The sequence below is a fragment of the Rahnella sp. AN3-3W3 genome, from assembly GCF_003263545.1.
In the GTDB taxonomy this organism is placed as follows: domain Bacteria; phylum Pseudomonadota; class Gammaproteobacteria; order Enterobacterales; family Enterobacteriaceae; genus Rahnella; species Rahnella variigena.
Window position 1 is genome coordinate 50,546 of the sequence record NZ_JYDG01000053.1, and the last position, 20,411, is coordinate 70,956.

At 47.9% G+C, this 20,411-nt stretch carries 16 protein-coding genes, 1 tRNA gene and 1 pseudogene; 5 read left to right on the plus strand and 13 right to left on the minus strand.

Annotated features, from left to right (window positions below):
* Positions 1 to 90 precede the first annotated feature (90 nt).
* Positions 91 to 630 (plus strand): DUF2058 domain-containing protein, encoded by a 540-nt coding sequence (locus UC15_RS15335; RefSeq protein WP_112289242.1) that lies wholly within the window; start codon positions 91 to 93, stop codon positions 628 to 630.
* 182 nt (positions 631 to 812) lie between these two features.
* On the opposite strand, the gene UC15_RS15340 is transcribed toward UC15_RS15335, so the two are convergent.
* From UC15_RS15340 to UC15_RS15350, 3 genes are all read right to left on the minus strand, one after another.
* Positions 813 to 2,054 carry a PTS transporter subunit EIIC gene (locus tag UC15_RS15340; protein ID WP_232829906.1) on the minus strand — a complete coding sequence of 414 codons (1,242 nt, stop codon included), beginning with the start codon at positions 2,052 to 2,054 and terminating at the stop codon, positions 813 to 815.
* Between the two features lie 130 nt (positions 2,055 to 2,184).
* Entirely contained in the window at positions 2,185 to 3,183 is a 999-nt protein-coding gene (locus UC15_RS15345) for a LacI family DNA-binding transcriptional regulator (RefSeq protein WP_112289244.1), read from the minus strand.
* Positions 3,184 to 3,557: 374 nt separating this feature from the next.
* Positions 3,558 to 5,111: a bifunctional UDP-sugar hydrolase/5'-nucleotidase gene (locus UC15_RS15350; RefSeq protein WP_112289245.1), complete on the minus strand. Its 1,554-nt coding sequence runs from the start codon at positions 5,109 to 5,111 to the stop codon at positions 3,558 to 3,560.
* Between the two features lie 132 nt (positions 5,112 to 5,243).
* On the opposite strand from UC15_RS15350, the gene UC15_RS15355 reads away from it, so the two are divergent.
* Positions 5,244 to 6,389, plus strand: coding sequence for a cytoplasmic protein (locus UC15_RS15355; protein WP_112289246.1), 1,146 nt, complete (start codon positions 5,244 to 5,246; stop codon positions 6,387 to 6,389).
* A gap of 101 nt (positions 6,390 to 6,490) precedes the next feature.
* Here UC15_RS15355 and UC15_RS15360 read toward each other — a convergent pair whose 3' ends face one another.
* The 5 genes and pseudogenes from UC15_RS15360 to UC15_RS15380 all read right to left on the minus strand — a co-directional run bounded on the left by UC15_RS15360 (position 6,491) and on the right by UC15_RS15380 (position 11,690).
* Positions 6,491 to 8,017: an aryl-sulfate sulfotransferase gene (locus UC15_RS15360; protein ID WP_112289247.1), complete on the minus strand. Its 1,527-nt coding sequence runs from the start codon at positions 8,015 to 8,017 to the stop codon at positions 6,491 to 6,493.
* A 552-nt stretch (positions 8,018 to 8,569) separates the two neighbouring features.
* A pseudogene (locus tag UC15_RS26025) lies at positions 8,570 to 8,710 on the minus strand (Arm DNA-binding domain-containing protein); the annotation flags it as partial.
* Between the two features lie 183 nt (positions 8,711 to 8,893).
* Positions 8,894 to 8,969: transfer RNA gene (locus tag UC15_RS15370), tRNA-Asn, on the minus strand.
* A gap of 145 nt (positions 8,970 to 9,114) precedes the next feature.
* Positions 9,115 to 9,891 carry a DgsA anti-repressor MtfA gene (gene mtfA, locus UC15_RS15375; protein ID WP_112289248.1) on the minus strand — a complete coding sequence of 259 codons (777 nt, stop codon included), beginning with the start codon at positions 9,889 to 9,891 and terminating at the stop codon, positions 9,115 to 9,117.
* Positions 9,892 to 10,130: 239 nt separating this feature from the next.
* Positions 10,131 to 11,690 carry an EAL domain-containing protein gene (locus UC15_RS15380; protein ID WP_232829907.1) on the minus strand — a complete coding sequence of 520 codons (1,560 nt, stop codon included), beginning with the start codon at positions 11,688 to 11,690 and terminating at the stop codon, positions 10,131 to 10,133.
* Between the two features lie 347 nt (positions 11,691 to 12,037).
* On the opposite strand from UC15_RS15380, the gene UC15_RS15385 reads away from it, so the two are divergent.
* On the plus strand, positions 12,038 to 13,066 hold the full coding sequence (locus UC15_RS15385) for an alpha/beta fold hydrolase (RefSeq protein WP_112289250.1): 1,029 nt from the start codon (positions 12,038 to 12,040) through the stop codon (positions 13,064 to 13,066).
* 87 nt (positions 13,067 to 13,153) lie between these two features.
* Here the strand turns inward: UC15_RS15385 and UC15_RS15390 are convergent, their stop codons facing one another.
* Complete coding sequence (locus UC15_RS15390; RefSeq protein WP_112289251.1) at positions 13,154 to 13,660, minus strand: phenolic acid decarboxylase; 507 nt, start codon at positions 13,658 to 13,660, stop codon at positions 13,154 to 13,156.
* A 146-nt stretch (positions 13,661 to 13,806) separates the two neighbouring features.
* Between UC15_RS15390 and UC15_RS15395 the strand changes: the two genes are divergently transcribed.
* Positions 13,807 to 14,703: a LysR family transcriptional regulator gene (locus UC15_RS15395; protein ID WP_112289252.1), complete on the plus strand. Its 897-nt coding sequence runs from the start codon at positions 13,807 to 13,809 to the stop codon at positions 14,701 to 14,703.
* 36 nt (positions 14,704 to 14,739) lie between these two features.
* On the opposite strand, the gene UC15_RS15400 is transcribed toward UC15_RS15395, so the two are convergent.
* Positions 14,740 to 16,371, minus strand: a complete 1,632-nt coding sequence (locus UC15_RS15400) for a phosphoethanolamine transferase (protein WP_112289253.1) — start codon at positions 16,369 to 16,371, stop codon at positions 14,740 to 14,742.
* 356 nt (positions 16,372 to 16,727) lie between these two features.
* On the opposite strand from UC15_RS15400, the gene lpxA reads away from it, so the two are divergent.
* Positions 16,728 to 17,516: an acyl-ACP--UDP-N-acetylglucosamine O-acyltransferase gene (gene lpxA, locus UC15_RS15405; protein WP_232829910.1), complete on the plus strand. Its 789-nt coding sequence runs from the start codon at positions 16,728 to 16,730 to the stop codon at positions 17,514 to 17,516.
* 16 nt (positions 17,517 to 17,532) lie between these two features.
* Here lpxA and UC15_RS15410 read toward each other — a convergent pair whose 3' ends face one another.
* Genes UC15_RS15410 through UC15_RS15420 form a run of 3 tightly spaced genes read right to left on the minus strand, consistent with a single transcriptional unit; the run spans position 17,533 to position 20,203 of the window.
* Positions 17,533 to 18,555: a DUF2891 domain-containing protein gene (locus UC15_RS15410; RefSeq protein WP_112289255.1), complete on the minus strand. Its 1,023-nt coding sequence runs from the start codon at positions 18,553 to 18,555 to the stop codon at positions 17,533 to 17,535.
* Between the two features lie 11 nt (positions 18,556 to 18,566).
* Positions 18,567 to 19,517 (minus strand): DUF979 domain-containing protein, encoded by a 951-nt coding sequence (locus UC15_RS15415; RefSeq protein WP_112289256.1) that lies wholly within the window; start codon positions 19,515 to 19,517, stop codon positions 18,567 to 18,569.
* Entirely contained in the window at positions 19,514 to 20,203 is a 690-nt protein-coding gene (locus UC15_RS15420; RefSeq protein WP_112289257.1) for a DUF969 domain-containing protein, read from the minus strand. Before UC15_RS15420 ends, UC15_RS15415 begins: the two co-directional genes overlap by 4 nt.
* Between the last annotated feature and the right edge of the window lie 208 nt (positions 20,204 to 20,411).

Genomic DNA, 20,411 nt, shown 5'->3' on the forward strand with positions numbered 1-20,411 from the left:
TGTCACTCAGCATTCAGGTTCTCCGGCCTGTATAGGCTTAAAAATTACGGTTATAATCGCTGAAATTTTTCAACGGATTTAGAAACAACGATGTCAAAACTCACCTTACAAGAACAGTTGCTGAAAGCGGGATTAGTCAGCAGCAAAAAGATGGACAAAGTGCAGAGAACGGCAAAAAAGTCACGCGTTCAGGCACGTGAAGCCCGTGCCGCTGTGGAAGAAAATAAAAAAGCCCAGCTTGAGCGTGATAAACAGCTGAGCGAAGAACAGAAGCAGGCGGCGCTGTCTAAAGAGTATAAAGCGCAGGTAAAACAGCTGATTGAAATGAATAAAATCGTCATTTCGAAAGGCAATATCGATTTCAACTTCACCGACGACAAACTGATCAAACGCATCGCCGTGGATAAAACCACTCAGGCGCAGCTGATCAGCGGCCGTCTCGCTATTGCGCGTCTGGTTTCTGAAAAGAGCGGCGAGAGCGAATACGCCATTATCCCTGCCAGCGTAGCGGATAAAATCGCGCAGCGTGATGCCAACAGCATTGTATTAAACAGCGCACTGAGTCAGGAAGAGCAGGACGAAGATGATCCGTATGCAGATTTCAAAGTGCCAGATGATTTGATGTGGTGATAAGTGGTTTGAGCTGATGATGAATAAAAAGCCCGGAAGGGCTTTTTATTTGGGTTGGATATTTTTCACATTACCTCTGTGAGCCGGTGACGAATACATATTGCCAGATTCAAAAGACAGGCGGCTATCGATATCAATTTATTCTGTTGAATGATGGCTTCGCCGCGGCTCACTCTGAGGACTTAAGACACTTTTACAGATGTCTGGCTGGCAGCGGCCGTATGGACACTCTTTTTTTGCAGGCCCCGGTTTGCGGAAGAATTGTTCACGTTGACCAACAGTGTCGTTAGCGTGAAGGCGAAAATAAACACCGCGATACCCACACAAATATAACTAAGCACCTGGTAGCGATCATAAATATACATTAATGGAGATAACAGTACGGCAAGTCCATAAGAGTTAGCTTTTACTGAAAGTAATGAAAGTACCATTCCTCCTAATGCTGAACTCAGTAACATTATCGTAATTGCACGTATTCCTGACCTCATCACAATACCAAACAGCGCGGGTTCCGAAACACCAAGAAGCTGGGTCGCCGTAGCTGAAATACCTGAGGTCTTAAAGGCCATGTCACGAGATTTTAAAGAGATAGCCAGACATACTGCAGAGTTAGCAAAACCGTACATTGCACATACTGTAATTAAGGGATTGAAGCCTGTTCCTGCAATCAGGGAGGTTTCGATCATAATAAACATATGGTGCATTCCGGTCATCACGGCGATGGGATAAATGAACCCAATCAGTAATCCGCCAATACCCGCAGGCAGGGAGAGAAACTGTTGAATTGCCATCACGGCATAGTGTTCAAAACCATGAACCAAGGGCCCCAGTAGCAATAAAGCTATCGCGATGGAAAGCAGAATCACTACGAATGGGGTGAATATAAGATCCATCGCGTTGGGCATTTTTTTGCGGAAAAAGATTTCGATCTTAGCACCGATAATTCCGGTAATGAGAGCAGTCAGAATGGAGCCCTGATAACCCACCAGTGGAATAAATCCGAAAATATAAATAGGTTGGGCATGACCATAAGCGACCTCATACGCATTAGGCAATGCGGGAGATACCAGCATCAGGCCAATCAAAAATCCAAGAACAGGGGTGCCACCGAATTTTTTAAATGCTGACCAGCAAATAAAGGCTGCGAGAAAAGCAAATGCCGTATCGCAAAGAACCGTCGTGAGTGTTTTTATATAAAGTGGAATGTCCTGAGGAGCACTACCGACATAAGACAGCACGGTATCATTGAGTATTACTCCTTTTATACCGAGAAAAAGTCCTGTCGCCCCAAGGATGGGGACAATCGGAACGAATACGTCAGATAAATTTCGCATGCCGCGCTGTAGTTTTCCGGTATTCTGTTGGATTATTTCGTCTTTACTTACTTCATTAATATGAAAAGCCGCAGAAAACTCGTTATACACCTTATTTACTATTCCTGTGCCGAGGATAATCTGATATTGTCCGGCGTTGAAAAATACCCCTTTGACCTCACTGATGTGACGTATTATTTCGTCATTTGTATGAAATCGATACCATATTTACTTAAAAAATTTATGCTGACTCTCTGATCACTAAGTCTGACTTAAGCAGGGCTGAGTCATATTCATAGCGCTGACCATTTATTAAAGAGAGTAAAAACTCAACAGAAATCCTCCCCAGCTCATCAATGGGTTGATTGACAGTCGTCAGGGGTATATTGAGCATTTCTGCAACTGGGAGATTATCAAAACCTAAAATTGCAATATCTTCCGGGACGCGCTGGCCATGAAGTAACAAAGTGGACATTAGCCCGCATGCAACCTCGTCACTGCCTGCAAAAATGGCATCGGGTCGGTTATTTTGAACCAGGCTCTGGAGATTGTGAGCTATTGTCTGGCCGTGCTTATAGGTGTGCATATGCCGAAATATCCACTCATCGTGAATGGTAAGGCCTGCCTCATTCATCGCTGTAACGTAACCGTTATTTCTTCTGCTACCATGACCTGTTTTCTCAAAACTACCGCCGGTCGAGTAAGCTATTTTGCGATAGCCTTTGCTTATTAAGTAACGAATAGCATCACGGGTGGCTGTCTCATCATCTACTCTGACGATCGGCAGTGACGATGAAGTTATACTGGTATTACAGAGCAGAATAGGACCATATTTTTGATACTTCTCAATCACATTTTTATCGCTTTCAACTGAGCAAAGGATCAGCCCATCGATAATTTTTTTCTTTAACAAGTCTAGGCAGTTTTTCTCTTCATCTGGGCTGTTGTGGTTTTGAATAATAAGTACCGAATAACCATTCTTGCGTGCATTCACTTCCAGAGCATCTACCAGACTGGCGAAGAAGGGGTTGGTAATCCTCGAGATCAATACGCCAATACGATGCGTTTTTATTCCCCGCATCTGTTGGGCAACGGTGCTAGGTTCATAATCCAGGGCCTTCATGGCGGAAAGTATTTTTTCCCGCTTGTCGTCGGAAATATAGGGATGCTGGTTTAGAAAACGAGAAACCGTAGTGACGGACAATCCTGCTTTTTTTGCTACATCTTTGATAGTGGCCATGAGTTCTTATGAAATCGATTTCACATGGTTCTGAGATAGATGAGATCGAACGGAAATGGCAACGCGGTTTTTTTATTACATGACTGACTTCACACTAAAATTAAATAATGGCTTGTTCTCCCTGACTGAGCTGCGCAATGCCTAATTCTTGTATGACGTCATCGTCGCGAGGTTGTAATACCAGTTAACCAGCCTGTCTGGAATTGGCTCAAGACACACCACAAAAGCCAAAAGCCCCGTTTAAGTTTCCTTAAGCGGGCTTTTGTAATAGGGTTTCTCTGCCGGAATTTTCCCCGGAGATACATGAGCATGTAAATCGTTGGTGTAATAGGTCGCCACATCCTTTGCGCTAACTGATGCGGCTAACAAAACATTTATTTTTTCACATCAGCAACGCGCATACCGTTAAGTTGTTCATCGGTGATGGTGTTACCTGCTTTAAAGTAATCGATCACAGCTTTGTAAACAGAATACCCACCTGTTGTATTACGCACATTACCCTCGGTAAACGCGGTGAAGCCGTCACCACCATCAGCAAGGAAGTTTTGGGTAGCAATGTGATAAACCGTCGCATCCACAATCGCCTTACCATTAAGGGTAAGCTCCAGGACCCGTTGTCCAACGGGTTTACTGCTGTCGTATTTCATTTCCAGACCTTTTGAGACCTGCAACACTCCGTTACTTAAACTTGCGCCATGTTCCATCAAACTACGTAATTGTTTACCGGTAAGATCCATAGTGACCAGATCGTTAGGGAATGGGAACGTACTAATAACATCGCCCATCGTAATCGTGCCAGACGGGATCTCGCTGCGGATACCGCCTGAGTTAGTTAAGGCTAACTGTGTGTTTTTACCCGCAGCGGCCAGCAAAGCATCCGCAGCCAGGTTGCCCAGTGATGCTGATTCACCATATGCACGTGTTAATTCAACCGGCGACTGCGCCACTTTCTGTCCTACCACTTCATCGAGTTTCTTATTCCAGCCGTCGATCACCTGCTTCGTTTGCGGATCGGGCTTCCACTCATCTGCGTAAATGGTTTTAAGTTCGAAACTTTTCATCGTAAAGCTATGTGGCTTCGTATAGTCCAGTACCAGTTTCCCCACATCGATACCGCCGCTATCGGTCGAGAGGATTAGCGTATTGCCTGCTTTAATCGGTTCCGGCGTACCGACATGCGCATGTCCGGTAATCAGAATATCCAGACCTTTCACCTGGTTTGCGGTTTGAATATCTTTATCCAGCGCACGACGCACATCGGTGCTGCCTATACTGGACTGACGGGCAGGCGTGCCTTCATGAACCAGCAATACGGTCAAATCCACTTTGTCCTTAAGTTCATCGATATAACGCTGTAACCATTTAATCTCATCCCGCGCTTCAATACCTTCGCGCATTGCAGCAGAAACCGTATCATTGAAGGCAAATACGCCGTGCAAACCTATAACGCCAATTTTCACGCCATCTTTTTCAACAATGGTATATGGCTTATCCCAGAATGCTTTATCACTGTTCTGATAAAAAATATTGCCCTGCACAATAGGGAATTTCGCCTGGCTAAGCTGGAGTAACGCATTATCCCAGCCATCATCAAATTCATGATTGCCCATTGTGACCGCATCAAACGGCATGGTATTCATAATATCGATAATGGCCTTGCCCTTCGTTAGGCTGCTAATATAAGGGCCGGTAAAATAGTCACCTGCATCAAAAAACCAAGTTGCTTTACTTTTGGCTTTTTCCTCTTTTACCAGAGTGGTGATATTCGCCCAGCCACCCACATCCCGTTTACCGTCAGCAATCCATGGCACTTTATAAGGTTCCACATGAGCATGGAGATCATTAGTATAAATAATAGTGAGATCCTTGGCGCAGGCCCAAAATGGTAACGTCAGCAGAATACCCGCTGCGATTAATTTTATCTTCATAATCAATTCCTTTCAGTTTTATAAAGACTCGCTACTTTACGTTCTGAAAGGGTTTTAAATGCGTGTCTGCTCACACAATTAAGCAAGAGTTATGGGGCAAAATCATCGACCCATTGAAATCGTTGGTGACTAATATTGACTCTGTTTACCATTAATACCTGCAAATCGTTTGGTTGCCGCAATTTAGGGCTGCCAATCTCCGCATCTGCAGATTACAGTTGGCCAGACTACAGACTGGGATATCCAGCATTGCACTGTCGTGCATGTGGGAGTTATCCCCCTCTGTTTGATGAACAACAATTTAATGACTGGCTGTCTGCTCACTTAAGTGCATATGCCTCAGAAAACGGTCGTTTTTGTCCTGAATGTTATTGCAACAAAACTATTTGCTATGGTCATAACCCGCGGGGAACACAGCGAGTTCAGTGCCGTGTCTGCAGAAAAGTCTGGACACCCAAACAGCAAAAACAAAGAAAAATAATCCCTCCGGAAAGAATTGAAACTGTGTCACTTATTGTGCCCTTCCAGGGGAGTAGTGCAGAACAGAAACTGTATGTTCTGCTCAGTTTCGATGCCACCTTCGGTAATATTCTTCATATCTCCACAAATTTTACTCAGCATTTCATTGGTGAAACTCTGCGGTACCGGTGGCGCGGGAGAATTGAACCTGATTTGCATCATAGCGATATCGTAAATCGCGTCGATTTGCGCGAGACGCAATTTCTGAGACGGAGCCAGTTTGATGAAATTCAGTATGGAAGTGCGGTTCTTAAACGTAACGCCAGAGGTGCAATTTTGCGTCCAGTTATCGCGGCTCACGGGCATTTCCGAGTACTGAGCATCCTTTTTCCTAAGGTAAAAGTACATGTTATTTCACACGAATGTTTTCTTCGGGGAGCCGTCATTACTGTTTGGGCAGATCTGTTTCGCCAGCGGCAAGCTGAGCTTTGGTTTATAGAAGAAGAAATAAATGACACTGAGAGTAATATCCCCTGGAATTTTCAGGGAATAACACAGCATGGCTGGTGGCAAGGCCAATGGCAGCTTTGGGCGCAGAAGAAAAATCGTAAGATGGTTTGTTCATTAACGGGCGGGGATAGCAATAACGCTGAAACGCTCTCTTTAACGGCCAGCAGGCACTTTATCCACTGGCTATACCAACAAACTAATTTTACCCGCAGTGCTCAATTATCCGCAGGGCGCGTAACGCAATTAATATGTGACCTTGCGCATGACTATAACGGTAAACTTACAAGTCCTGTTGAGACAGGTTTTTAAATACTTGGCATATAGGGTCAAGGGTTCATGTAGATACATGAACCCTTTTAACATAGGCAATTATATCAATTGATTCTGTTATTTATAATTACCTGTTTTTATTAATTTGCAGTAATCGATGCCGTAGTGATTAAGTCAGATAGCTCCGTTTGGTTAAATAATCGTGCACGATAGGACTCAGCAGGGAATTGAGGCGCGCCATCAGGTTGAGAAGTTACATCGTAGATAGTCGCTATCATATTGCCGTTCACATCGGAAATAAAGAATGAACGGGCATGGTTGGTGAAAATAACGAAGTAATCATCATGGTCAAACACTCCTCCCATAAAATCAGTCCATTGGACGATGGGGGTCGTTGGCAGTTCGATAGGTGCTTGAATTTCCACTGCTGTTTTTGCTGCTAAGTCTACAGCATAGAATAGAATACGAGCAGGAGGTGTTGAATAGGTATCGGTTGTCGCCTTGTCATTTATCGGGCGAATAACAGGATTTCCATCCGCATCAAGACACGATCTATTATCAAAGACAGATAAAACAAATTTCCCCACCGTTGGGTCGATATTTTCTGCAAATGCACTGTTATTAGTGATGCACACAGTGTGAGCACCATTTTCAAAGTGAGTAATACCGGAGTTATCAATATGAATAGTTTCCGGGTTTACGGGGAATTGAGGATTGAAATTACCTGTATCGATCACCCACAAGATACTACCATCAGCGACAGATATGCCAAAAGTCGTACTCGTTGAACGTGCATGAACAATAACTGCCTCCTCATTATTTGGGCTACTTGTGATCCATGAAAGCGAGTTTAAATGAATGTCATTAGGAGTGGCATTATTTAAAACCTGAGAGCCGCTATACTCACTGGTGTAGTTTTTTGCCCAAATCATTTTCCCGGTCTGATCGTTGAACTTCATAACCAGGGCATCTTGTCCCATCGTATTGGTTATCCGGTTAGGACTGTCGTTACCAAACATATAAATATCGCCTGCTGAATCCCAGACTAAATCGTGAGTATTTGAATAGTGATTGCCATCAGAATCACGCATGTCGAATTCAAAGATGACATTACCGAGAATGTCAATTTTGAAAAAACGACGACCATACCACGACATGTCCTCATCACTACCTGTATAGATGTAGCCATTGTGAATTCTCAACGGCTGGAGATGATAAACCGTTAAAAAGTTAAAACGCAGGTCCCCATTTTGGTCGTAACCGCGGCCTGTAGATTGCATTAACCAACTGTTTCCCCATACAGATGTAAATAGCGCAGGATCTGTTTGTTCAATATCGAGGTGGAAGATAACCGATTTATCATATACCTGAGCTTCTGTGCTAACAGAGAATGGTTGATTGAAAACTTCATTTCCATTTATATCCCTAAACACGACCTGGACGTTGTTTGCATATTGCGCATAAAGGCCAATAACTGGAATTTTTATGGTTTGAGAAACACCATAAATCAGATCCGATGTATAGGAAAAATCTACGCTGGTTGGGCTGGTTGTCCTTTTTGATACAGTGTAGGAATAGCTTACTGGCATATCCGAAGTAAAATAAATATATGCAGCGAGCTGATTGTCGGCTGGTGCAAGTTCAGTTTTAATATAAGTAATTGTCATGATTGTATTCCTTTTTGGTTTGTTCAATAAGATATAGATACGATTTTTCAGGACAATAAGGCATCGCCAATAGAAACAGCGAGCAAATAAAGGCCTGAGGTATAACGTAGTGCTGTGGTAATTAAAAAATGGATTTGTATTATAATGCTCCTCTTATAAAATACCTGTGTAAACAGGGTCGTGGTTAATCATCCGGCAAATTCCGGAGTATTTTATTCATTGTGAAAATAGACCTGCTAAATATTTAAGGAATTATTTTATTTTCCTGATGCCAATAGCTCAAGTTATCGCTTTAGGTTTCTTAACCCTTCTTAAATAGTGAAATCAATTTTACCGCATGATGAGATTAATTTTCCTAACAGAACGGTATGCTTTTGCTATGCAGTAAATAGTAAAGGTTATGCAACCCTGTTTTGTGATGAATGTCACATGGAGGCAATTAATAATTTTTGTCGACCCATGTTACTTAATGATGATATTTGGCACTTATGTTAATTATGTTTAGTAGTGGAATACATAAGAGAGACAACCGGGGTCTGCGCGGCGGTATTATTTTCGGTTGAAGCGATATTTGAGATACCAGAGACGTGAACCGCATGGATTTACTAAGAGGTACAGGCCGTGTGAATCGGAAAGTTTGAAAGGTTTAGCGGATGGTTTTAAGCTGCGGATTTTAGTGTCGTTCAGAGACATAGGGTGGTCACTCCATAATCGAACTGAAATGACCCCAAATCTTGCCCGATGCGGAGGGGAAATGAAAATGCATCAAGAAGACTTTTCTCGCTAATTCGTTGAACCTAAATCATATAAATAATTGCAACGATGCAAGAAAAGCAAAAAGCCCGCTTAAGTTTCCTTAAGCGGGCTTTTCTAATTTGGCTCCTCTGACTGGACTCGAACCAGTGACATACGGATTAACAGTCCGCCGTTCTACCGACTGAACTACAGAGGAATCGTGTGAACGGGGCGCATAATATCCAGAGGGATGTGGAGTGTCAATGGCAATTTCGTGAAAAGCAGTGCGACTGCTCACCAACTAATCAATATAGCCGTAAAACTTCACTTTTTGGTCAGGAAAAACCGTTTAATCCTGACTTTTAACAATCACAACGCTGACCGCGAAGTTGCCTTGCCAGCGGGTCCTGTTGATAAAAACGGGTGAAATGACCGTATACCAGCGGAAAACGCTCCGAAAGCAATTCTGGGGCACTAAAGAAATATTCAGAAAGTACGGCAAAACACTCTGCCGGATCGGTCGCTGCGTAGGCATCCATACTGGCCGCTTCTTCGCCAACGGTGTCAATTTCATCCTGTAAATTCTGCATCGCCGCCTGTAAATCATGCTCCCAGGCCACCACTTCGCGTAACGGAATCGGCGGGATGCCGCTCACTTCGCCACCGTTTCGCATATCAAGTTTATGCGCGGCTTCGTGGATGATCAGGTTAAAACCGGAGTTATCAAACGAGTCTTCAATATCCTGCCAGTTCAGCACGATCGGACCCTGATCCCAGCTCTGACCGGCGTGAATTTGCGTACCGGCATGAACCAGTCCGTTTTCATCCTGCCATGGAGAATCGACAACAAAAGGGGAAGGGTAGAGCAAAATTTCATGAAAACCATCGAGCCACGACGCACCGAGTTCCATCACTGGCAGCGCAAAAAGTAATGAAATGCGTGCCTGCATCTGTTCAGTCAGCACAATACCCTGCAAAGGAACCAGTCGTTTCTGATGCAAAAGCTGGCTGGCGACCTGAATCAGACGTTGTTGCTCTTGCTCGTTCAGGGAGGACAACAGCGGGATATTCAGAGCGTCATTCCACGCGTCTGATTTCTCAATTTTCAGTTCATTCGCTTTCCACGGCCACTTAATCATCATCTTGCTCGCAAAGTGATCATTCAATTTATCAGCAGGGTTTGCCTCAGACTACACCAATACAAGTAACTTCAACAGGTTAGCAGCGTATCGGGACAATTCTGAATGGATGTTACACATCATAAGATTTTAAGCAAAATGCGCACACGTCTAATCAGACGTAGCTCACGTTATTATTCTAGTCACAGAGCGCGCAACGTGCCCGCCGCATCGAAACGCACGGCGGGCGCGGGGAAGGGTTAATGCCTGATCCACTTATCGATAAATTCAGATGGATCAACAGGCTTTCCAAAAAAGTAGCCTTGCAGGTATTCGAGGCGATAGGGGGCGAGATAATCCACCTGTTTTTGCGTTTCTATACCTTCTGCCACGATGACCATTTGCAGGCGTTTAGCCAGATCAATTACGTTATCGACAATATGCCCGGCCAGTGCGTCGGTGCCGATCCGGCCTATGAAACTCTGGTCGATTTTCAAAATGTCGATGTGGAATTTTTGCAGGTAAGCCAGGCTGGAATGGCCGGTACCAAAGTCATCCATGGCGACCAGCACGCCCATCCGGCGCAAGGCACTGAACAGGCTGTGGGTGGTTTCTGAAGGCTCTATGAGCTCGCGCTCCGTCAGTTCCAGAACCAGATTGATCGGTTTCTCCCGGAAGGCGTCAATAAAGGCTTTGCAGTCTTCGACCAGCGTCAGGTCTTTAAAGTGGCTGGCGCAGATATTGAACCCGAAATGGAAATTTTTTGGCAACTGAGCGGCCATCGGGCCGAACTGATCGCGCACCTGCGCCATCATCTGTCGGGTCATCGGCACAATCAGCCCGCTTTCTTCTGCCAGAGGGATGAACTGATATGGCGGGATCAGCCCCATCTGCGGATGCTGCCAGCGCATCAGCACTTCAGCGCCGGTAATTTCATGGTTTGTTCCATCCACGACCGGCTGCAAGTAAGGGATAAATTGTTTTTTCCCCAGCGCGTTTTTCAGTGTAGCAACCGGGCCACCCAACCGGCCAAGCAGCGCATAGGTCATAAAAGCAATGAAGATGCTGATCAGCGGGAACAGGATCAGACTGACAGTGGCGTAGTCGAAAATATAACCCCAGTGATCGCTCGGGCGGATAACCAGTTGCATTTCATAGGGATATAACGAGGATTTCAGAGACAACTTTTCGCCATCAGGCCAGATTTCAGAAGTATGAATTTTGCCCTGGCTGTCCATCCACTTGTCGCCGACTTGCAGGATCAGATACGCATGGGTGCTGAGCAATTGCAGAATATTATGCAGGAAATAACCATCGACCCCGACCAGTACGCCGCTGCCGTTAACATCATGACGATAGGCAATCAGCGGGTGATCGGGCGTCACTATATTGCCGCTCATCAGCATCAGTTTTCCATCGACGTAATTTTGAGTGGAAATCGTATCGTCTCGCTCACCGAATAAAGAGGCGCAATAAACCTTATGCTGGCGATATAAATTGACGGTGCGCACGTTGGGGACTTTGGCGACCTGCCAGCGCAGCGCCTGAATGGTCGGCTGATCACAAGGTGCACCAATCAGATTTTCCACCGCGCCGGCGGCGATCGCGGCATTATCCAGCGTCATGTCCACCAGTCTCACTGATTGTTGCAGGCTGGCGCTCACATCGCGCCGTAATCCCTGCGACGTTTGCCAGGAAATAGCCAGTATCCCGACTGCCGCGACCAGCGTGAACGCAAGCAGCGCGAGGCAAATCCGCATGGATGATCGGTTTAACCAGTTTGAGCCCAAAGAGATATCCACCAGTGAGAGACGGAGCAAGAAGTTTTGTTCTGTTAATATAACCCATAATGGTGTTAACCATTGTTACAGCTGGATAAGAAGGTTAATTTCACGCCATTGATAAGCCAGTCTTTTGATGCAAATCATGAATAATTCATTGTTTAACTATTTTTTGTGTCTATCAAATAGGGTCAGCGTGTTATCCCGGCTGAAGCACTGCGGTGCCGTTATTCCAGTGAACCGGGCGGTCTGATTTACCGTTTAAGCTGGATCTCAAGTCTGCATCAGTTTGTGCGGTTTGAGTGTTATCGGGTTTTACTGGCGGCATAAAGTTTGTAGCATAAGACTTTACGCCGTCTGTCAGTCACCGACACCAGGACTATCCGATGCTTCCCCGTTTTAAAGTGCTTCTTTCTGCCGCTGTGTTGTCTTTTTCCTTTTCAGGTGCAGTCTTTTCCGGCTCAGCGTTTGCTGCTGATGCGCCGAGCTACGGGCCGCAACTACAGGGTTTTGACTATCCTTTTCCGCTGAAACAATTCTCTTTTAATTCCCAGGGTGCTCCGCTGCAAATGGGCTATCTGGACGTACCGGCCACCGGGCATAAAAATGGTCAGACTGTCGTGCTGATGCACGGTAAGAATTTTTGTGCCGCGACCTGGGGCGACACCATTTCGGCGCTGGTGAGTAAAGGTTATCGGGTGATCGCGCCCGATCAGGTCGGGTTCTGTTCATCGACCAAACCTTCCCATTACCAGTACAGTTTTCAGCAACTGGCGACTAATACCCATGAGTTGCTGAAAAGCCTGAAAATAACCAAAGCCGTGATTGTCGGGCATTCTACCGGCGGTATGCTGGCGACGCGATACAGCCTGATGTTTGCACCGGAAGTATCGAAACTGGTGCTGGTGAATCCGATTGGTCTGGAAGACTGGAAAGCCAAGGGGGTGCCGTATCGTACCGTGGATCAGTGGTACGACCGTGAGCTGAAAACCTCGGCAGAAAGCATTAAACAGTATGAACTCAAAACCTATTACGTGAATAAGTGGAAACCGGAATACGACCGCTGGGTCGATATGCTGGCAGGGCTGAATAACGGGCCGGGGCATAAACTGGTGGCCTGGAACTCAGCGCTGATTTACGACATGATTTTCACGCAACCGGTCTTTTACGAATTCAAAAACCTGCGCGTGCCGACCACGCTGATGATCGGCACTGCCGATACCACAGCGATTGGCAGCGACATCGCGCCGCCTGCGGTAAAAGCCAAAATCGGTCATTACAACGTGCTGGGCAAACAGGTCGCGAAACTGATCCCTCATGCGAAACTGATCGAATTTAAAGGCCTCGGCCATGCTCCGCAGATGGAAGAGCCGGAAAAATTTAACGCGGCATTGCTGAAAACGCTGTCACGCTGATTTCCACTGTTTTCCGTTTCAATAATGAAAAACCGCAGCCTGAATGAACGGGCTGCGGTTTTTTATTGGTATTTCAGAACTGCGTGATTAACGCAGATTATCCGGGAAGTTGGCTGGCAGTTCGCTCGCAGCGCAGTCGATCACAGTGTCATTATCCGCACCGCAATCACGCACGAAGGTGATGGTCGCGAATTCGTCGATCACTTCAGTCGGATATGCCGGACCCGCATCACGGTAAGAATTCATCAGCGGAATGTGGTCGTTCTGGAAGCAGACGGTTTTTTCCGGATTATTCATCACCCAGCGTGGGAAGAAAATGGTGCCGTGGAACACGTTATCGCCCAGATTCACAATCAGGCTGACGTCTGTCCCGGTCGGTTCAGTCCAGGAAATTTTGTACACATCAGATGCTACCCGCACGATATACGCTTTCTGATCTTTCACCCAACGGTTGCCGACCAGCCCGCTGTGAATACGGTAATCCAGAGTCTGCGCGTTTTTGACGTAGATTTCATAATTCCAGCCGTTGTCGTAGGTATAAACCACATGTTTGCCAACGAAACCACTCAGGTCATGTTTATCAAATGTGCTCATGGTAATTCTCCTTAACTCAGTATTGGAATGAAACATTTCGTTTCGTTGAGAAGAATATTACATCTTAAAAAACTGATAAAAAAACGCTGATTTCAGATGAAAATCATCTAAAATATAGATGTGTTTTATTCTGACAGGATGACGATATGGCGTTGCCAAGAACCACTCTGGAGCAATGGGTGGTGTTACAAACGGTGATTGAACAGGGCAGTTACGCGCAGGCGGCAACGGTGCTCAACCGCAGTCAGTCCTCGGTCAGTTATGCCCTGAGCGGGTTACAGGAACGCATCGGTTTACCCTTGCTGGAAATTAACTGCAGAAAGGCGACGCTGACCGAACAGGGGCGCGCTTTACTGGCGCAGGCAACACCGCTGATATCGGCATTTTTACAGCTTGAACATCGGGCTGCCGGGCTGAAAGACGGCGTGCGCACAGAGCTGAGTCTGGTGGTCGACAGCGTGTTTCCCAAAAACAGACTGTTCCGCGCACTTAAACACTTTCAGTCGCAATTCCCGGATACACGGGTGCATCTGACTGAGATTTTACGCGGGGAAAGCCTTGCACAACTCAGTGAACAATCGGCCGATTTGTACATCACCACGCTCGCGCCTGAAAACGCAATCCATGGACGTTTTCTGCTGGATGTGGACTTTGTTCCGGTGGCGAAAAGCGATCATCCGCTGTTGTCTTTGCCTGCTCCGCTGACCGCTCAGGATCTGGCGCGTTTCCCGCTGATCAGCGTCGCTGATCGTCACGCGCCGCCGGAAGATAAACATCCGGCAGGCACGGTGGCACAGTGGACATTCACCACGGTCGGTGCGGCGCTTGAAGCAATTACGGTGGGCGTTGGTTACGGCTGGCTGCCGCTGGAAAGCGTGGATAACGCGCTGAAAAATGGATTGCTCAGCCGCCTGATGTTGTCAGCCAGAACCGTCAGGCAAACGTCGCTGTATATGGTGCTGGATGATGAAACGCAGCGCTATGATCAGACGGTCAGTGCGCTGGCGAAAAGTATTCTGCAGGAGTGCAGTTTGCTGCCGTGAAATCCGGCAGCAAACCGTTTCATAACGCTGTCCCGGTCAGCCGGAGGCTTTACAGGCGGCAAGAATATCGAGCTGAGGGTCACGTTCTGACGTCTGTACATTCATCGCGCTGAGCACGGTGTGGAACAGATTGTCCTGTGAGACCTCTTTGTCCGCCGCATTGTCTTTCAGGCATTGCATGTCGATTCCCTGCGCTTTCGCATAATTATCGGAAAGCCAGAACAGCATCGGAACATGTGTCTGCTGCGCAGGTGCCACGCTGTATGGCGTGCCGTGCAGATACAGACCGTTTTCGCCCAGCGATTCACCGTGATCAGAAAGGTAAATCACCGCCACATTGTATTTGTCCTGATACTGCTTCGCTTTTTCAATGACCTGTGACACCAGATAATCGGTGTAGAGCAGGGTGTTATCGTAGGTATTCACCAGCTGTTCCTGCGTACAGTTTTCAATGTCGCTGCGCGGACAGTCAGGTGTGAACCTGCGGAATTCCGGGGGATAACGTCTGGAATACGTCGGCCCGTGACTGCCAATCAGGTGCAGAGCAATCAGGGTGTTTTTTCCGTCGTTTTTAATATCCTCATCGATATTTTGCATCAGCGCCATGTCGTAGCAGGTGTCGCCGTCGCAATATTTGCCGTCATTTTTAGTCGGGATAATGACGTTTGGCACGCGGTCACAGACACCTTTACAGCCTTCGTCGTTATCTTTCCAGAAAACGGAAACGCCAGCTTTATGCAAGATATCCAGCAAGCCTTCGCTGTTTCGGGCGCGGTTAGCGTCGTAGCTGGTGCGTTTCATATTCGAGAACATACACGGCACGGAAATCGCCGTCGCCGTGCCGCATGACGTCATTTTGCTGAAACTCACCACATCCGCAATGGCCTGCGTGTACTGGTTAGTCGGTTTGCCATAACCATTCCACGACTGGTTTTGCGCCCGCGCGGTTTCACCCACGACCAGGAAGACCAGATTCGGTTTCTGGCCTGTTTGCTGCACCAGTTTTGCATCGTTGCCAATCGTCTGGAACGGCATTTTCGGCGTGAAATAACGGTGATTCATGTACTGGAAAGCGCTGTACAGATAGTTAGTCGGGACGATTTCCAGATTGAGCGTGCGGTTGTTACGCCCCACAGACGCATAATCTTTATAGAAAACACCGGCGATTGACGCCACTACCAGCAGTGAAATCACCATCGACAGCAGACGCACACCGAGGCGGCGCAGGCGGGTCTTTTCATAGCTTACCGGCGTTACGAATAACAGAATAGCGGGCAGGATGCCGGTAAACACAAACCACAGCACCACCTTCAGATTGAGATACGACGTCGCCTCAGACGATTGGGTCTCGATAATGTTTTCAATCATGCTTCGGTCGAAAACGACCTGAAAGGTCATCATCGCAAAACTGGCGAGGGCGCTGACCGGCAGAACAATGATGAAGAAGGGCTTAAGCAATGGCCGGACGCTAAAAGGGGTGAACACAAAGTTCAGCGCAGCAAACAGCGCGACAGGAATGCTCAGGGCAAAAGCCAGGTTATAAGCCGGTAATGCATGAAGGATGCGATAAAAATGCAGCAGAATCGGCAAGTTAACCACAAAAGTGAAGTACAGCGTTAAGAGCAAGGTCAGCTTGAAATAGCTGATTTTTGGCAATAAGTAGCGCAATGCAAACTCCCAAAAGGGGTGAAAAAGCCAACGTAATGCGAGGCAAACATAACGTGCAGGAATGGATGGCAGGAATCATATTAATTCAAGCTTAAGAAAGCCTTAACGGGAGTGTCATAAATGTTTTACGTGATGAGTTTTTAGAAAAGGTTCAGAAAATAAATAAAATATAGTTCACCTGTTTTCCCCTCCGAAACCCTTATCCTGTGCGGTATAGCGGAGCGTTGTTTAATCTAAACCGTTTCGTTTAAGCCTTTCTGAGCGCGTTTCTTCCGCTCATTTTGACCTTCCCTGATTACTCCTGACACGTTTAATTCACCACTGGCGGCTTACCGGCTGTCAGAAGGACGTTTGTGTTGATTTCATCTTCGGCCATCATCGCGGCCAGCAGTATCATCGATTCTGATGTCATTATCGGCCCGCGGGTGGTTATCGGGCCTTTTTGTATTATTTCCGCCGGTGTGCAAATCGGTGAAGGGACCATTATTTCTTCGCATACGGTCATCAACGGCAATACGAAAATCGGATCAGATAACCAGATCGGCATGGGCTCTTCGATTGGTGAAATCAGTCAGGATCTGAAATATGCCGGAGAAACTGCCGGGCTTGAAATCGGCAACCGCAACAGGATCGGCCGTCACGCGACATTGCATCGGGGAACCGCACAGGGTGGGGGATTGACCCGTATCGGTGATGACAATACTTTCGAGCGCGGTGTGCATATCGGCCATGACTGTCTGGTAGGGAATGCCACGTTTATGGGCGAGAACAGCGGACTGGCCGGACACGTTGTGCTGGGAGATGACACCTGCATTGAAGCCATGTGCGCGGTGCATCAGTTTTGCATTATAGGTACGGGAGTCCGCTTGCTGGCCGGATCCTGCGTTGTGCAGGATGTGCCGCCTTATGTTCAGGCGGGCGGAAACCGCGCGTCGCCGCAGGGGATTAATGAACAGGCCGGAGCATTCAGGCAGGCAGAACCCGCTGTGCGCGAGGTGATCCATTATCTGTATGACCTGCTTTATCACCAGCAGGCGGCGGTCGAAAAAGTGAGACTGGAGATCGGGCGTCTGAGTGTTGAATATCCGTTGCTGTGCCACTTCAATGAATTTTTCCTCCGTTCAGCTCGCGGGATTGTGCGCTGAACGGAGGAAAGGACAGTCAGGCTTCGAGGGCTAACAGCGCGAAAGTCGCCAGCCAGTGTTCGCCCATATAGGTGCTGTCGAGGTGATCCAACGCGCTGTGCAAATGGGCTTCGGCGGTCTGGCGCAACAGTGCAGCACGCGTATCACCGGCAGGTAATGCCGACGCCAGCGAACGCTGACACCAGGCGCGGCTGAGATTGAGTCCGTCGAGATGGCCGATTTTGCCATCATTGCGGTCAGTCACGGTCGCCGGTGTGAACAGCGGCGCCGGCTGGCTGTGTGCCAGTTCCGGCAGGAAACGCCCGAACCAGGTGACAAAGGCGTCGCGAGGTAACACGCGGCGCATCAGTTCGGCTTCCATCAGGGAAGGGGAAAGGAATTCATCACCACCCGGTTCCCACGCCTGACAATGTACATCTTCCAGATGCCAGCGCAGTGCCGTTTCTTCGATGGTTGATGCCAGCACAGAATGTTTAACGCTGCGCGCATAATCGAGCGTCAATGCCAGAGCAAAGGCGGTATTAAAGTGACTGCCGACGCGCAGCGGATACGTGGCTTTTGGCAGGAAGTCAGTGAAGCTTTTCTCAAAGAAGTGACTCATCGGTGCCAGCGTTTTGGCCCATCCTGCGGCCTGCGGTAATGCCATTTCATGCAGTTGCTGAGTCAGCGCCAGAAACCACGCCCAGCCATAAGGCCGCTCAAACCCGTTATGTTGCGGCTGTTGCAGATACGCCATCTCACCCGCGACGTTTTCGGCGGTGAAATGCTCCGTCACCACGCTGATGATTTTTCCGGCTTCCGGCAGGTCAGGAAAGCGGTCCAGCAAACGTAATAACAGCCAGTAACCATGAACGCAGGAATGCCAGTCGTAGCTGCCGTAAAAAATCGGATGCAGCTGGCGCGGGGTCTGCGCATCCGCGGCGCTGCTCATGGCGTGCATGATTTTATTAGGATACTCGCGCGTTAAATGATTCAGCGCCAGCGAGGCAAAACGGGACGCCATTTCTGGCGTCAGGGTCGTTGTCGGTTGCGTTGTCATCTTTTCCCTTATCAGAAACGGAACACAAAGAGATACATAAAGGCGGTGTTGACCAGCAACAGCAATACGCCGGTTTTCCACTGTGCTTTGATCACGCCATTTTTATCCTGCAATTCAAGTAACGCCGCCGGAACGATGTTGAAATTCGCAGCCATTGGCGTCATCAGTGTTCCGCAAAAACCGGACAACATCCCGATAGCGCCCATAATCGCGGGGTTTCCGCCCAGCTGATTCACGATGAGCGGCAAGCCGATACCCGCTGTCATCACCGGAAATGCGGCGAACCCGTTACCCATAATCATGGTGAACAGCGCCATGCCGAAGGTATAAGCGATAACAATCGCCAGCGGAGATCCCAGTGGAATAATGTTTTTGACCAGTTCAGACACCACGCCGCCGACGCCCGCCAGCGCAAACAGCGCGCCGAGTGCGGCCAGCATTTGCGGCAAAATGGCCGCCCAGCCCACGGTATCCATAGTCTGACCGCCCGCTTTTATCGCCTTAACCGGCGAATCGCGCAGCATCACCAGCGCGGCAATAAATGCCACCAGCGTGCCGATCACCAGTGAAATAAGCGTGACGTTTTTGGCTTCCACCAGCGGCGTATATTTCAGCGTCAGGGTGCCAATCAGGGTTACAATCGGGATCAGCAGGGCAGGAATAAACAGTTTATTGCCAAAACGTTTCGCACCCGCTTCACGTTTTTCCACCATTTCCGGCTGATCATTGTCTGTTTTGCCTTTCCCGAGTTTTCCGGTACCGGCAATAATGGCCAGTAATATCGCCATGCAACCGGTGACGAAATGCGGTAACTCACCGCCAAACAGGAAGGTAATGCCGTAAACGCCCCAGAACAGCGCGTTTACATAACGGCGTGCGTTGCTTTTATCGCGCAGGTTAAAGAAGGCGTAAGCGCAAAACATCAGTCCTGCGAGGATATAAACGGTTTGTAAGCTGATCATTTCGCTGCGCTCCCGTGATGAACGTCAAAACGTTTTGCCAGCGAGCGGTCAAGCAGCCACAAACGAATAAAGTGGATAATCAGCGCAGCGATAGCCGTCGGGATTGCCCAGACCGAAAGATGCAGCGGCTCGACGTTAATACCGTATTGCTCAAGAAAACCTTTGATCAGCAGGATGGATTGCACGGCGATAAAGATATCCTCACCGAAAAATACCGCAACGTTATCCGCCGCCGCGGCGTGAGCACGGATTTTCTGGCGCACATCATTGGGTAAATCACCGTATTTGGTGGTTGCCGCCGCTTCTGCCATCGGTGCAATCAGCGGGCGAACCATCTGCGCGTGGCCGCCCAGAGAATTGAGCCCCAGCGCAGCGGTCATCTGGCGCAGGAAGAAATACAACATCAGCACACGGCCGGTGGTGGCAGCGTGGACTTTCGAAATCAGATGCCGCGCCTGTTCCTTGAGGCCGCTGCGCTCAAGAATGGCAATCACCGGAAGCGTCAGCCAGATCAGACCCATATAACGGTTATCGGTAAAGGCTTTGCCGAAGGCGCTGATGATCTCAACGGTGTGCATACCGCCCGCCAGCCCGGTTGAAATACCGGCGACGGTGACCACTAATAATGGATTAAACCGCAGTGCGAATCCCAGCACGACGATCGGAATACCAATTAAAACCCACATGGTGTGTCCCTCAATGTTGTTGTGTTTGTTTTATATTTTTGATGGTTCTCTGCCTGGTGAATACACCGGTAATAACCCTGCGTAATTACATAGATCTAATTCGCATAAAAAATGCGTGAAGCGGAAAGTAACAAGCGTGATGACTGAACGCAAGATGCAAAAAATAGCGAAAAATCTCACAGGGGAATGGTTAAATAATGCAGTGAAT

Bases quoted from the DNA above. Each gene is read 5' to 3' on its own strand.
- UC15_RS15335 (WP_112289242.1), top strand. From the start codon at position 91: ATGTCAAAACTCACCTTACAAGAACAGTTGCTGAAAGCGGGATTAGTC.
- UC15_RS15420 (WP_112289257.1), bottom strand. From the start codon at position 20,203: ATGTGGGTTTTAATTGGTATTCCGATCGTCGTGCTGGGATTCGCACTG.
- UC15_RS15415 (WP_112289256.1), bottom strand. From the start codon at position 19,517: ATGATCAGCTTACAAACCGTTTATATCCTCGCAGGACTGATGTTTTGC.
- UC15_RS15360 (WP_112289247.1), bottom strand. From the start codon at position 8,017: ATGACAATTACTTATATTAAAACTGAACTTGCACCAGCCGACAATCAG.
- UC15_RS15410 (WP_112289255.1), bottom strand. From the start codon at position 18,555: ATGACAACGCAACCGACAACGACCCTGACGCCAGAAATGGCGTCCCGT.
- UC15_RS15345 (WP_112289244.1), bottom strand. From the start codon at position 3,183: ATGGCCACTATCAAAGATGTAGCAAAAAAAGCAGGATTGTCCGTCACT.
- UC15_RS15395 (WP_112289252.1), top strand. From the start codon at position 13,807: ATGGCGTTGCCAAGAACCACTCTGGAGCAATGGGTGGTGTTACAAACG.
- mtfA (WP_112289248.1), bottom strand. From the start codon at position 9,891: ATGATTAAGTGGCCGTGGAAAGCGAATGAACTGAAAATTGAGAAATCA.
- UC15_RS15390 (WP_112289251.1), bottom strand. From the start codon at position 13,660: ATGAGCACATTTGATAAACATGACCTGAGTGGTTTCGTTGGCAAACAT.
- UC15_RS15350 (WP_112289245.1), bottom strand. From the start codon at position 5,111: ATGAAGATAAAATTAATCGCAGCGGGTATTCTGCTGACGTTACCATTT.
- UC15_RS15385 (WP_112289250.1), top strand. From the start codon at position 12,038: ATGCTTCCCCGTTTTAAAGTGCTTCTTTCTGCCGCTGTGTTGTCTTTT.